Raw genomic sequence first — 12901 nt, 5'->3', positions numbered from 1 at the left:
GCCAGTCGCATTTAGCCGCAGGAGCAGTTCAGTACCGGCTTCCGCGCGGCCTGGGTCTCATCCAGACGGCTGATCTCCGTGGTATGCGGTGCATTAATAACGACCTCAGGTGTCTCCTGCGCTTCCTTGACGATCTGAATCATCGTCTCAATGAAGCCGTCGAGTGTTTCCTTGCTTTCGGTTTCAGTCGGCTCGATCATCATACATTCCTCTACGGTCAGCGGGAAGTACACGGTTGGCGGGTGGTAGCCGAAGTCCAGCAGCCGTTTGGCAACATCCAGGGTACGTACGCCGTACTGCTTGAGGTTTCTGCCGGACATGACGAATTCATGCTTGCAGACACCCGGGAATGGAATTTCGAAATAAGGTGCCAGACGGTGCATCATGTAATTGGCATTCAGCACAGCGTTCTCGGACACCTCGCGCAGTCCGTCCGGGCCGTAGGTGCGGATATAGGCGTAAGCGCGGACCAGAATACCGAAGTTACCATAAAAGGCTTTGACGCGGCCAATAGATTGCGGCCCGCCGGTGTCAAGCGAGAAGCTGCCGTCTTCGTTCTGCACAACCGACGGCTGGGGCAGGAACGGAATCAGCTTCGCCTTCACGCCGACCGGTCCGGCTCCCGGACCGCCGCCGCCGTGCGGAGTACTCATCGTCTTGTGCAGGTTGAGATGGACCACATCGAAGCCCATATCGCCCGGGCGGGTGATGCCCATGATGGCGTTGGAGTTCGCTCCGTCATAATAGAGCAGACCGCCGGCTTCATGGACAATCGCGGCGATCTCTACGATCTGCGTCTCGAACAGTCCGAGAGTACTCGGGTTCGTGAGCATCAGCGCGGCGGTGTCGCTGCCGACCGCAGCCTTCAGTGCTTCGAGGTCGACCATTCCCTTATCATTGGAAGGGATGGTGACGGTATCGAGTCCGGCGGCTGCGGCGCTGGCCGGGTTGGTGCCGTGCGAGGAATCCGGCACGATGACCTTGGAGCGGACCTCGCCGCGGCTCTCATGGTAGGCGCGGATCATCATCAGGCCGGTCCATTCGCCATGGGCTCCGGCGGCAGGCTGCAGGGAGACGGCATCCATGCCGGTCAGTCCGGCGAGATCCTTTTGCAGCGTATACATCAGCTCAAGTGCACCCTGGATGCTCTCTTCCGGCTGGTACGGATGGATCTTGGCAAGGCCGGGGAAGCGGGCGACATCTTCATTGATCTTCGGGTTATATTTCATCGTGCAGGAGCCGAGCGGATAGAAGCCGTTATCGACCCCGAAATTACGCCGGGACAGGGCAGTATAGTGGCGGATAACATCCACTTCGGATACCTCCGGCAGCACTACGGGCTCGCTGCGGAGCAGGCCCTCAGGAATCAGTGAGCTGATGCTCTCTTCCTGCGGCACATCGCATAGAGGCAAAGAGTACGCCGAGCGGCCGGGACGGCTTAATTCAAAGATCAGGGTTTGTTCCGGTTTCATATACAGCCCTCCAGTGCAGTGGCGAATTCGTCAATTTCGGTTTTGCTTCTTTTCTCAGTCACGGCAACCAGCATATGTCCGGCCAGCTCGGGATACTCGCGGCCCAGATCATAGCCGCCCAGATAACCTGCCTTCAGCAGCCTGGAGTTCACTTCACTGACGCTGCTGCCCTCCGGGAGCTTCAGGACAAATTCATTGAAGAACGGGGCGGTGAAGACGCGCTCTGCACCGGTGATTTCAGCCAGCCGTCCGGCGGCGTAATGGCTCTTGCGGATATTAAGCTCGCCAACCTCACGCATGCCCTCCTTGCCCATGACGGACAAGTAGACAGAAGCACATAACGCCAGCAGCGCCTGGTTGGAGCAGATATTCGACGTCGCTTTCTCGCGGCGGATATGCTGCTCACGCGCCTGCAGGGTCAAGACGAAGCCGCGCTTGCCGTTACGGTCAACGGTCTGGCCGACGATCCGGCCCGGCATGCGGCGCATCAGCGGTTCGGCAACCGCGAAGAATCCGCAGGTTGGTCCTCCGAGCGATGCGGAGATACCCAGCGGCTGTGCATCGCCGACTACGATGTCGGCGCCCAGCTTGCCGGGCGTTTCCAGCACGCCGAGTGCAATGGGGTTCGCGCTGACTACAAGGAGGCCTTTGACCGCATGGATCAGCGGCTCAATCTGGCGCATATCCTCGATGCCGCCGAAGAAGTTGGGCGACTGGACCAGAACGGCGGCAGTATCGGCATCAATGGCCTCAGCCAGCTTGGCAAGATCGGTAACCCCGTCCTTATAATCGATCTCCACGATTTGCAGGCCCCAGGCATTGGCGGAAGTGCGAAGTACCTGGCGTGCTTCCGGGTGTACCGTACGGGAGACAATCAGCTTTTTGCGTTTGGTGGCGCCTGCGGCAAGCACGGCTGCTTCGGAGAAGGCCGTTGCACCATCGTACATACTTGCATTGGCGACCTTCATGCCGGTCAGCTCACAGATATAGGACTGGAATTCGAAGATTGCCTGAAGCTCGCCCTGGCTGATTTCCGGCTGATAAGGGGTGTAGGCGGTATAGAATTCTGAACGGGAAATAATATGGTTAATGACAACAGGAATGTGGTGGTCATAGAGGCCAGCGCCGAGGAAGCTGGCATGGGTATCAAAGTCGGCATTTTTGTCAGCCAGACCCTTCATATGGCGCAGCAGCGCATATTCGTCCAGCGGGCCGGACATTGGCATCGTTCCCTGGTAGCGGACAGATTGAGGGATGTCAGCGAATAGCTCATCAATGGACTGAATCCCTACAGTTTCCATCATCTCTGCGCGGTCTTGCTCCGTCATAGGCAGATAGCGGTGCTTCATTACGGCTTCACTCCTTGGCTCTTTTTGTAGAACGGGGCTTTGATCACGGCAGCCTTCAGCTGTTTGCCGCGGATCTCCACATACACCTCTGTGCCGATCTCAGTATAGGCAGCATCCAGCAAGGCAAGTCCGAGATTACGTTTCAGCGTCGGTGATTGTGTGCCGGTTGTGACTTCACCGATCTTCACACCGTCTGCATATACGGGATAATGGGAGCGGGGAATCCCGCGGTCGATCATTTCAAGGCCTACAAGGCGGCGCGGGAGGCCGGCTTCCTTCTGCTTCAGCAGGGCATCACGGCCGATGAAGCCGGTTTTGTCCAGCTTCACGAAGAACTGGACACCCGCTTCGAGCGGCGTAATATCCGCCGAGAGCTCCTGGCCGTACAGCGGCAGCTTGGCTTCGAAGCGGAGCGTGTCGCGTGCGCCGAGTCCGGCAGGGGTCAGGCCATGCGGCGCGCCTGCGGCCAGCAGACCGTTCCAGAGTGCAGCCGCTGTGTGGACCGGGGCGTACAGCTCAAAGCCGTCCTCACCGGTATAGCCGGTGCGGGAGAGCAGTACAGATACGCCGCAGACCTCGGCGTGTTCGATGAAGTGGAAGGGCTTCAGCTCTGCGAGCGGGGCAGAGGTAACTTCGGTCAGAATCGTCTCAGCCAGCGGCCCCTGCAGAGCGAGCAGCAGCGTCTCATCAGAGACATTCTTCAGGCTGACACCGCTGAATTCAGCGGTGAGATGCTCCTGCAGCCACTGGAAGTCCTTGTCGATATTGGAGGCGTTCACGACGAGCATGTAGCGCTCATGGCCCAGGCGGTAGACGAGCAGATCATCTACTACGCCGCCGCTCGGATAGAGCATCAGGGTATACTGCGCTGCACCATCTGCTAGGCGGCTGACATCATTGGTGGTCATCTGCTGCAGGAAGGCTTCAGCGCCGCTGCCGTCAACCATGAATTCACCCATATGCGATACATCGAACAGTCCGGCCTGCTGGCGGACCGCTTCATGTTCCTTAACGATGCCAGTAAACTGCACCGGCAGCTCCCAGCCGCCGAAATCAATGCATCTGGACTCCGCATAAGCGGCATAGAGATCATAAAAAGGCGTTCTTCTCAAAGACTCCATCGTGTCACCCCTTAGTCTGTTTACATGCAAAAAAGGACAGGCGAAAGTCCATCAATGCACATCAAACATGCATCAATAGACGTTCGCTCTGTCCTTTGTACCTGAGAGTTACCCTGCTATCCTGCCCGCAGGTTTCCCCGTTGGTGATCCGTTTCCTGTTGTCCAGGCTGTGGATGCTCTCCAGAGATGCGTCCGGCAAAGGTCCTTTTGCCTGAGAGATTCACCCATCCCGGGCTTACTCCTTCGGCGCTGCCCCTCGAGGGGCAGTCTCTCCCTATGCCATCATTCGCAAACCATATGTTTTTCTACTGACTCCATTAAACCGGGTTTACAAGCACGATGTCAATCAAAAAACGTCAAAAAGATGACAAATTTAATTTTCTTGTCAGTTATATTGACATTAGGCAAGGTCATAACTTAGGCTATAACTAAATTTAGAACTCCAAATGTGGAAAAGAGGCGGCTTGGAAATGAGTGAAGTGCTTAACAACCTGCTATACAGCGAAGAGCATGAATGGGCACAGCAGGGTGAAGGACGCGTAGTACGTGTGGGAATTACGGATCATGCGCAGCATTTATTGGGCGACATCGTGTTTGTTGAGTTTCCGGAAGTCGGCGCAGCCATTTCCGCGGGCGACAGCGTAGGCAGCATCGAGTCTGTTAAGACGGTGTCGGAGCTGTACTCGCCGGTATCCGGCAAGGTAACCAAGATCAACGACGCACTCGAAACCAGTCCGGAGCTGATCAATGATCAGCCATACGGCGGCGGATGGATTTTTGAGCTGGAGCTTGACGGTGAGTTCGCCGAGGCAGCTTCCGGCCTGCTGGATGCGGCTGCTTACAAGGAATTGGTTGGGGAATAGTTTCAACCGTTTATGTACCGGGATTTTTTGAATAGATGACTGAACTGGATTTACGAACAGATGAACATGACAGGCTTCTCTTATTACATTAGATGTTACTAATGTGAGAGGTCTGTCTTTTTGCGTTTCTGTATCATTCCGGAAAGCTGAGCAGGCCCGGATAAATGCGGGGAGCCAAGTGCCAAAGGGCGGGGAGCAGAGCCAGACCCGCAACGGCAAAGATAAGGCACAGCAATAGGAACCGGTATCTTTTTCTGGGACGGGTATTGGGTTTGAGCACGAAGTAATACACACCGGCCGAATAAAACGGGAAAAACACCACGGCAGACATGCCCATACAGACCAGAAAGGTGGATTCCCCGGCGGAGGAAGGGATCATGGCTTCTGGGTTATAGACCGGATTGATCTGCAGAAAGAGGATCACAAATGTCAGATAGGCGAAGAGTAAAAGAAGAGGGAAACAGCGGATGCGTCCATCCTCGGACAAACCGTACAGCATCCACCAGACCCCGAGCCAGGGCAGGGCAAAGACTGCGCCGGCAATAAGGAAGTCAATGCCTATATACATCAGTTTATCGGGTGGATACACATGGGCCAGGTCCCCCCAGAAGTAATCGGAGGAGAAGAACATCATAAATACAGATAATAAACCCGCGAAGAAGGTGATTATTCCCTGGGCAAAAACAATCATGATCAGCGAAATCAGCTGCCGCAGAAAATAGAGAAAACGGGTGGCGTCCGGTGTCGTTCCGTTTGTAGTCTGCATAGCGTTCAATCTCCTTATACTAGCAAATGGTTGCCGTGCCTTCTCATCTGCAGAACTCTGAGCTGATTCGCTTGCGGATACGCGTTATTCTTCCTCCTGAAGCTGCCGCAGGACAATGAGTTCGACCCGGCGGTTTTTTTGCCGTCCTTCAGCGGTAGTGTTATCGTAAGCAGGTCTGGTATCCGCGTAACCGGCATACTGAAAAGTATCGGGGCTAAGCCCCTCGTTATCCAGGAAGAAGCGCAGCACAGAGAGTGCGCGGGCGCCGGATAGCTCCCAGTTATCCGTGTAATCTGAAGCGGCGGTTACCGGAACATTGTCGGTATGTCCTTCGATGCTGATCGTGGCACCGATTCCGCGGAACAGGCCGGAGAGCTGGCGCAGTGCCGGGAAGGCAGGTGACTTCAGCTCGGCTTTGCCGGCATCGAACAGGAACCGGTCGCTAAGCGTGATGGCAATGCCCTGCGGTTTATCCGCTACAAAGATCTGCTCCCCAAGGTTGTTATCTTCTACGTATTTGGTGATTACACCCATAAGCGCGGCCAGTTTGGCCTCCTGCTCACGAAAAGCGAGCTCACGCGCCGAAGGCTGGTGTTCTGCAGTTTCCCCGTTTTGCCCGGATGTATCTGTGCCCGTCCCGGTTCCGTTCGAACCATTCTCCTTCACATTGCCCCCGGAAGAAAGACCGCTACCAGTGCTTCCGCCTGCTTCCTGTTCATTCGAGACTGCGGCTCCCGTGTTCCCCTGATTACCATCCAGCACTCCATTTCCGCCTTCAAGCACAGGACTGCCGCTCTTAAAGGTATCAGATAATGAACCGGTAACGATCGCGTATTTTTGCGTATCCAGACTGCTCATGGCGTACAGGATGATGAAAAAAATGAGCAGAAGCGTAATCAGATCCGCATAAGTAATCATCCAGCGGTCTCGGTTCTCCTTACCTCTACTACGTCCCTGGCGGCGGTTTCTTTGTCTCATAGCGGGTCTCCCGGGTTATTATTGCTGCTGCGTCTAGGTGAGACATCGGGAATAAAGGCGGTCAGTTTTTTGCGGACCAGATGCGGATGATCCCCATTCTGCAGGGACAGGATACCGACAAGCAGCATCTCCATGCTGCCCAGTTCGCTTTGGCTGCGGGATTTGATTTTGGAGGCGATGGGTAAAAATATAAGATTAGCACTGGCTACGCCATAGAGCGTTGCTGTAAAAGCTACAGCGATCGAGGCCCCCAGATTAGAAGGGTCCGTCAGATTGCTGAGTACCCGTATCAACCCCATTACGGTGCCGATAATGCCCATAGTCGGAGCATAGCCGCCGGCGGCTTCGAAGATTTTGGCATAGCCTTCATACTTCAGTTCCTTGGCGTCCATCTCCAGCTCGAGGATTTGCCGGACCTGATCAGGATCGTTGCCGTCGACAATAAGGAACAGCCCTTCGCGGGTAAAGGTATCGGGATGCTCCTCCGCTCTCTTCTCCAGTGCGAGCACACCCCCGCGCCGAGTGATTGCAGCCATGGAGATCAGCTCTTCGGCCTTCTCCTGGGTGGTGTCGGGATGTCTGCCGAATGCCAGGCGCAGAGCCGCCGGGACGCTGCGTAATCTGGAGGCCGGAAAACTGATGAGTACAGCGGCAAGGGTGCCGCCGAATACGATCAGCGCGGCGTTCAGCTGCAGCAGGCCGGATAAGCTTCCACCTTCCCAGAGAAAGCCGCCGATCATTGCGGCAATGCCTGCCAGCAGGCCGATAATTGAAGTGATATCCATAAGTTCAAGCTCCTTAAATTTCTATATATTATGGTTTGCATCAATCTGGGCAACGCTGTATAATAAACGGGAACGTGTATTCCTATCTTCCATATTTTTCAGTACGGTATGGATAGGCAACTATTAGGGCTACAATTATAATATATTCATATATTTTAGACGATAGAGGGGAGACGGGCAAATGAGTGATATTGTCGTCAGTACAAAGACATTTGAACTGGAGTCCGAGTATACACCCCAGGGCGATCAGCCTCATGCCATAGAAGAATTATTGGACGGCATCCGGCAGGGCAAGAAGCACCAGACGCTGCTGGGAGCGACAGGTACAGGCAAGACCTTTACCATCGCACAAGTGATTTCCAAACTGAACCGCCCGACGCTGGTCATTGCGCACAACAAGACGCTTGCGGCGCAGCTGGCGAGTGAGTTCAAAGAATTTTTCCCGAACAATTCCGTTGACTACTTCGTCAGTTACTACGATTACTACCAGCCTGAGGCGTACATTCCTTCCTCCGATACCTTCATAGAGAAAGATTCCAGCATAAATGAAGAAATTGACAAGCTCCGGCACTCCGCCACCAGTTCGCTGTTTGAACGGCGTGACGTTATTATTGTTGCGAGTGTGTCCTGTATTTACGGCCTCGGTTCGCCGCAGGAATACGGAAGTATGCTGTTGACACTGCGGGTAGGGATGGAGAAGCCGCGCAATCAGATTCTGAGCAGGCTCGTGGAGATCCAGTACCAGCGCAATGACATTAACTTCGTACGCGGGACGTTCCGGGTACGCGGCGATGTGGTCGAGATCTTCCCGGCTTCACAGGGGGAGCATGCGATCCGTGTGGAGCTGTTCGGAGATGAGATAGAGCGCATTACGGAGATTGATGTTCTCACAGGAGAGCTGATTGGTGAGCGCGATCATATAGCGATCTTCCCGGCTTCACACTTTGTCACCCAGGAAGAAACGATGCGTGTAGCTATTATCAACATTGAGCGGGAGCTTGAGGAACGGCTGGCCGTGCTTCGTGATGCGGGCAAGCTGCTGGAAGCCCAGCGCCTGGAGCAGCGGACGCGGTACGATATTGAGATGATGAAGGAAGTGGGCTTCTGCTCCGGTATCGAGAACTATTCCGGCCCGCTTACCTTCCGTGAGCCGGGAGCGACTCCATATACCTTAATGGATTACTTCCCGGATGATATGCTGATTGTTATTGATGAGTCCCATGCAACGCTGCCGCAGATCCGGGCTATGTATAATGGTGACCGTGCGCGTAAGACCGTGCTGGTAGAGCATGGCTTCCGCCTCCCGTCTGCGCTGGATAACCGTCCGCTGCAGTTCGAGGAATTCGAAGAGAAAGTGAACCAGATTGTATATGTGTCTGCTACACCGGGACCATACGAAATGGAGCACTGCGATACTATGGTGCAGCAGATTATCCGTCCTACCGGCCTGCTGGACCCGATCATCGAAGTACGCCCTACAGAGGGGCAGATTGATGATCTGATCAGTGAAATCCGTGACCGTGTAGAGCGTGATGAGCGTGTACTCGTTACAACACTTACGAAGAAGATGTCCGAGGATCTGACCGATTATTTCAAGGAAATCGGGATTAAGGTACGTTATATGCACTCCGATATCAAGACGTTGGAGCGGATGGCTATCCTGCGTGATCTCCGGCTCGGTACGTTCCATGTACTGGTGGGTATTAACTTATTAAGAGAAGGTCTTGACCTGCCGGAGGTCTCCCTTGTCGCCATCCTAGATGCTGACAAGGAAGGCTTCCTCCGCTCCGAGCGTTCACTCATTCAGACCATCGGCCGCGCGGCCCGTAACTCTGATGGACGTGTCATTCTGTACGGCGACCGTATTACGGATTCCATGGAGAAGGCGATGAGCGAAACCCAGCGCCGCCGTGAAATTCAGATTGCCCATAATGAGAAGCACGGCATCACACCTACGACAATCAACAAGAAAGTGCGTGACATCATCGAGGCCACCAAGGTGGCCGAGTCGAAGGCCGATTATCTCACCGGTGCCGGCGGCAAGCTGAACAAGAAAGAGAAGCAGAGCCTGATGCAGCGTCTGGAGGCCGAGATGAAGGACGCGGCCAAGAACCTGCAATTCGAACGCGCCGCCGAGCTGCGCGATGCTTTACTCGAACTGCGGGCCGAGTAAGCTGGCCCCGCCAGCACTTACACTTAATGATCACGGAACGGCGCTTCACTGGCCGTTCTTTTTGAAGATACATTTGCACTTAGCGCATCCCGTAGGGACAGCTGCAGTTACGCCCTTAGCGCATTCCGTAGGAACAGCCGCAGTTCGCGCATCCCGTAGGGACAGCGTTATCGGCAAGCAGTAGCGAGCCGTATCTTGCTCTAACTGTGTCCTGCTCTACAGTATAGCGGTCCCGTAGGGACTAGCGCTCCCATTGCCCCAGTAGCCAATTCCATCCCAGTCCTAACTCTTTCCGCCGAGCTTGCGGGTGTCCAGAGGGTGCAACCCTTGGGGCCCTCCCTTGGAAGGGAGGGTTTGGGAGGGATCGAAAATATTTTAAATAGCTTTTGAATTAGAACTTTTGAATTAAGTTTTTAAATAGAAAAAAACTAGCTTTTGAAATAGTTTTTTATAAAGGAGAGGTACCGTTGGCGAACGAAAGTATAATAATCAAGGGCGCAAGGGCCCATAATCTCAAGAACATCGACGTAACGATTCCGCGTGACCGCTTCGTCGTGCTGACGGGACTGAGCGGCTCGGGTAAATCATCTTTGGCATTTGACACGATTTATGCCGAGGGCCAGCGCCGTTACGTTGAATCGCTGTCTGCCTATGCCCGCCAGTTCCTGGGTCAGATGGAGAAGCCGGATGTGGATTCCATTGACGGGCTATCCCCGGCGATATCAATTGACCAGAAAACTACAAGCCGTAACCCGCGTTCAACCGTAGGTACGGTTACAGAGATTTATGACTATCTGCGGCTGCTGTTTGCCCGGGTTGGACATCCCCATTGTCCGGATCATGGCATAGAGATTACATCACAGACTGTGGAACAGATGGTTGACCGGATTATGCAATACCCGGAGAAGACCCGCCTGCAGATTCTGGCACCTGTGATTTCAGGCCGTAAGGGTGAACATAAAGGCTTGTTCACGGATATCTCCAAGCAAGGTTTCGTTCGTGTGCGTGTTGACGGTGAGCTTCGCGAAGTTACGGAAGATATTGTACTGGAGAAGAATAAGAAGCATACAATTGAAGTCGTTGTTGACCGGATTGTTGTTAAGGATGATATAGAGACACGTCTTACTGATTCATTGGAGACTGCACTGAAGCTGTCAGGCGGTCAGATTCTGGTCGATGTGATGGGCCAGGAAGAGCTTTTATTCAGCGCAAGCTTTGCCTGCCCAATCTGCGGGTTCAGTATAGAAGAGCTTGCTCCGCGTATGTTCTCGTTCAACAGCCCGTTTGGTGCCTGCACGGAATGTGACGGGCTTGGTGTGAAGATGGTAGTCGATCCGGATCTGCTGATCCCGGATGCGGAGAAGTCCATCGAAGAAGGTGCATTCTTGGCCTGGACAGGCAGTACGTCGAACTACTATCCGCAGTTTCTGAAGTCGGTATGTGAGCATTTCAAAATTCCACAGAATGTTCCTGTCAGCAGCCTGTCGCCGGAGCATATGACCAAGCTGCTGCACGGAACGGGCAGCGAGAAGATCCGCTTCCGTTATGAGAACGACTTTGGCCAGCGCAAGGATGCACTTGTTGCTTTTGAAGGGATCATCCCGAATCTGGAGCGCCGTTACCGCGATACTGCTTCTGAAGGCATCCGTGAGTTTATCGAAGGCTTCATGAGCGCCAAGCCATGCCATGTCTGCAAAGGCAAAAGACTGAAGAAAGAGATTCTGGCCGTGACGATTAATCAGCAGAATGTTGCCGATGTTACGGATCTTTCGATAGGAGATTGTCTGGACTTCTTCGAGAATCTCAAGCTTAGTGAGAAAGAAACGGCCATCGCTAACCTGATTCTTAAGGAAATCAGCAGCCGCTTAGGATTCCTCGTAAATGTAGGGCTGAACTATCTGACGCTTAGCCGCGCAGCGGGCTCGTTATCCGGTGGTGAAGCGCAGCGGATCAGGCTGGCGACACAGATTGGCTCCAGTCTGATGGGTGTACTGTATATTCTGGATGAGCCGAGCATCGGGCTTCATCAGCGGGATAATGACCGGCTGATTGCCACGCTGGCTCATATGCGCGACTTGGGCAATACTCTGATCGTCGTTGAGCATGATGAGGATACCATGATGGCTGCCGACTATATTATCGATATTGGTCCCGGTGCTGGAATACATGGCGGACAGGTAATTGCTCAAGGTACGCCTCAGGAGATTATGGACGATCCGAACTCCCTGACAGGTGAATACTTAAGCGGACGCAAATTCATTCCCGTCACCTCCACACGCCGTCCTACCGATAATGAGCGCTGGATAGAGATTCGCGGGGCTAAAGAGAATAATCTGAAGAATGTAAATGTGAAGATTCCGCTTGGTGTCTTTACAGCAGTCACCGGAGTATCCGGTTCCGGCAAATCTTCGCTTATTAACGAAATTCTCTATAAGAGCCTGGCACGCCAGCTCAACAAGGCCGTCAAGGTCCGTCCCGGTGTGCATAAAGAAATCCGCGGTCTTGAGAATCTGGATAAAGTAATTGAGATTGACCAGTCACCGATCGGGCGTACACCACGCTCCAATCCGGCCACTTATACAGGTGTGTTCGATGATATCCGCGACCTGTTCTCCAAGACCAATGAGGCTAAGGTACGCGGCTTCCAGAAGGGGCGCTTCAGCTTCAATGTGAAGGGCGGCCGCTGTGAGGCTTGCCGGGGAGACGGGATTATCAAGATTGAGATGCACTTCCTGCCCGATGTGTATGTGCCTTGTGAAGTCTGCAAGGGCAAACGGTATAACCGCGAAACGCTGGAAGTGAAATATAAAGGCAAGAGTATCTCCGATGTATTGGAGATGACCGTCGAGGATGCAACGGAATTCTTCAAGAATATCCCGCGTATCCACCGCAAAATGCAGACGCTGCTTGATGTGGGTCTGGGCTATATCAACATCGGCCAGCCGGGGACAACCTTGTCCGGTGGTGAAGCGCAGCGCGTGAAGCTGGCTTCCGAGCTGTACCGCCGCAGTACCGGCAAGACGCTGTACATTCTGGATGAGCCGACGACCGGCCTGCATGTAGACGACATTGGCCGTCTGCTTGAGGTGCTGCACCGTCTGGTGGATTCCGGTGAATCGGTCCTGGTCATTGAGCATAACCTCGATGTAATCAAGACTGCTGACTATATAATTGATATGGGTCCGGAAGGCGGCAGCGGCGGAGGAACTGTGCTTGCAACCGGAACTCCGGAGAAGCTGATTACTGTCGAGGAATCCTACACAGGCCGGTATCTGAAGCCAGTCCTCATACGCGACACCGAACGTACTCAGGCGCTTGAACTTCAGACCTCTGATACGGTGTAACCGGAGGAAGCTGCAAACTTAAATAGCCCATGGTCCACTGCGAGGTGGGA

General features: G+C 54.0%; 9 protein-coding genes and 2 riboswitches. Of the genes, 3 read left to right on the top strand and 6 right to left on the bottom strand.

The window, feature by feature from the left end; all coding sequences use genetic code 11:
* Positions 1-11: 11 nt before the first annotated feature.
* The 3 genes from gcvPB to gcvT are packed head-to-tail and all read right to left on the bottom strand — an operon-like array spanning position 12 to position 3942.
* On the bottom strand, positions 12-1472 hold the full coding sequence (gcvPB, locus tag GC101_RS09850) for an aminomethyl-transferring glycine dehydrogenase subunit GcvPB (protein WP_171717098.1): 1461 nt from the start codon (positions 1470-1472) through the stop codon (positions 12-14).
* Positions 1469-2821 (bottom strand): aminomethyl-transferring glycine dehydrogenase subunit GcvPA, encoded by a 1353-nt coding sequence (gcvPA, locus tag GC101_RS09845; RefSeq protein WP_171717097.1) that lies wholly within the window; start codon positions 2819-2821, stop codon positions 1469-1471. The genes gcvPB and gcvPA overlap by 4 nt, the downstream gene beginning before the upstream one ends.
* The gene (gene gcvT / locus GC101_RS09840; protein ID WP_171717096.1) at positions 2821-3942 is read right to left on the bottom strand and encodes a glycine cleavage system aminomethyltransferase GcvT; all 1122 of its coding nucleotides are present in this window, start codon (positions 3940-3942) and stop codon (positions 2821-2823) included. Before gcvT ends, gcvPA begins: the two co-directional genes overlap by 1 nt.
* Positions 3943-4028: 86 nt before the next feature.
* Positions 4029-4128: riboswitch (glycine riboswitch) on the bottom strand.
* A gap of 3 nt (positions 4129-4131) precedes the next feature.
* A riboswitch (glycine riboswitch) is annotated at positions 4132-4228 on the bottom strand.
* A 184-nt stretch (positions 4229-4412) separates the two neighbouring features.
* Here gcvT and gcvH point away from each other — a divergent pair.
* Entirely contained in the window at positions 4413-4805 is a 393-nt protein-coding gene (gcvH, locus tag GC101_RS09835; RefSeq protein ID WP_171717095.1) for a glycine cleavage system protein GcvH, read from the top strand.
* A gap of 133 nt (positions 4806-4938) precedes the next feature.
* Here gcvH and GC101_RS09830 read toward each other — a convergent pair whose 3' ends face one another.
* The 3 genes from GC101_RS09830 to GC101_RS09820 form a co-directional block, all read right to left on the bottom strand.
* Entirely contained in the window at positions 4939-5571 is a 633-nt protein-coding gene (locus GC101_RS09830; protein ID WP_171717094.1) for a hypothetical protein, read from the bottom strand.
* An 84-nt stretch (positions 5572-5655) separates the two neighbouring features.
* Entirely contained in the window at positions 5656-6549 is an 894-nt protein-coding gene (locus tag GC101_RS09825) for an OmpA/MotB family protein (RefSeq protein ID WP_171717093.1), read from the bottom strand.
* Positions 6546-7334, bottom strand: a complete 789-nt coding sequence (locus tag GC101_RS09820) for a flagellar motor protein (protein WP_171717092.1) — start codon at positions 7332-7334, stop codon at positions 6546-6548. The genes GC101_RS09825 and GC101_RS09820 overlap by 4 nt, the downstream gene beginning before the upstream one ends.
* A gap of 181 nt (positions 7335-7515) precedes the next feature.
* Between GC101_RS09820 and uvrB the strand changes: the two genes are divergently transcribed.
* A complete protein-coding gene (uvrB, locus tag GC101_RS09815; RefSeq protein ID WP_042140176.1) occupies positions 7516-9507 on the top strand; it encodes an excinuclease ABC subunit UvrB in 1992 nt (663 codons plus the stop codon).
* Between the two features lie 467 nt (positions 9508-9974).
* Positions 9975-12851, top strand: a complete 2877-nt coding sequence (uvrA, locus tag GC101_RS09810; RefSeq protein WP_171717091.1) for an excinuclease ABC subunit UvrA — start codon at positions 9975-9977, stop codon at positions 12849-12851.
* The last annotated feature ends 50 nt before the right edge of the window (positions 12852-12901 follow it).

The organism is Paenibacillus phytohabitans, assembly GCF_013141775.1.
Taxonomy (GTDB): domain Bacteria; phylum Bacillota; class Bacilli; order Paenibacillales; family Paenibacillaceae; genus Paenibacillus_AQ; species Paenibacillus_AQ phytohabitans.
This window is presented reverse-complemented; position numbering and strand designations above follow the sequence as displayed.

What these genes read in the sequence shown, in the direction of transcription:
- gcvPB (WP_171717098.1), bottom strand. Translation starts at nt 1,472, where the DNA reads ATGAAACCGGAACAAACCCTGATCTTTGAATTAAGCCGTCCCGGCCGC.
- gcvPA (WP_171717097.1), bottom strand. Translation starts at nt 2,821, where the DNA reads ATGAAGCACCGCTATCTGCCTATGACGGAGCAAGACCGCGCAGAGATG.
- gcvT (WP_171717096.1), bottom strand. Translation starts at nt 3,942, where the DNA reads ATGGAGTCTTTGAGAAGAACGCCTTTTTATGATCTCTATGCCGCTTAT.
- gcvH (WP_171717095.1), top strand. Translation starts at nt 4,413, where the DNA reads ATGAGTGAAGTGCTTAACAACCTGCTATACAGCGAAGAGCATGAATGG.
- GC101_RS09830 (WP_171717094.1), bottom strand. Translation starts at nt 5,571, where the DNA reads ATGCAGACTACAAACGGAACGACACCGGACGCCACCCGTTTTCTCTAT.
- GC101_RS09825 (WP_171717093.1), bottom strand. Translation starts at nt 6,549, where the DNA reads ATGAGACAAAGAAACCGCCGCCAGGGACGTAGTAGAGGTAAGGAGAAC.
- GC101_RS09820 (WP_171717092.1), bottom strand. Translation starts at nt 7,334, where the DNA reads ATGGATATCACTTCAATTATCGGCCTGCTGGCAGGCATTGCCGCAATG.
- uvrB (WP_042140176.1), top strand. Translation starts at nt 7,516, where the DNA reads ATGAGTGATATTGTCGTCAGTACAAAGACATTTGAACTGGAGTCCGAG.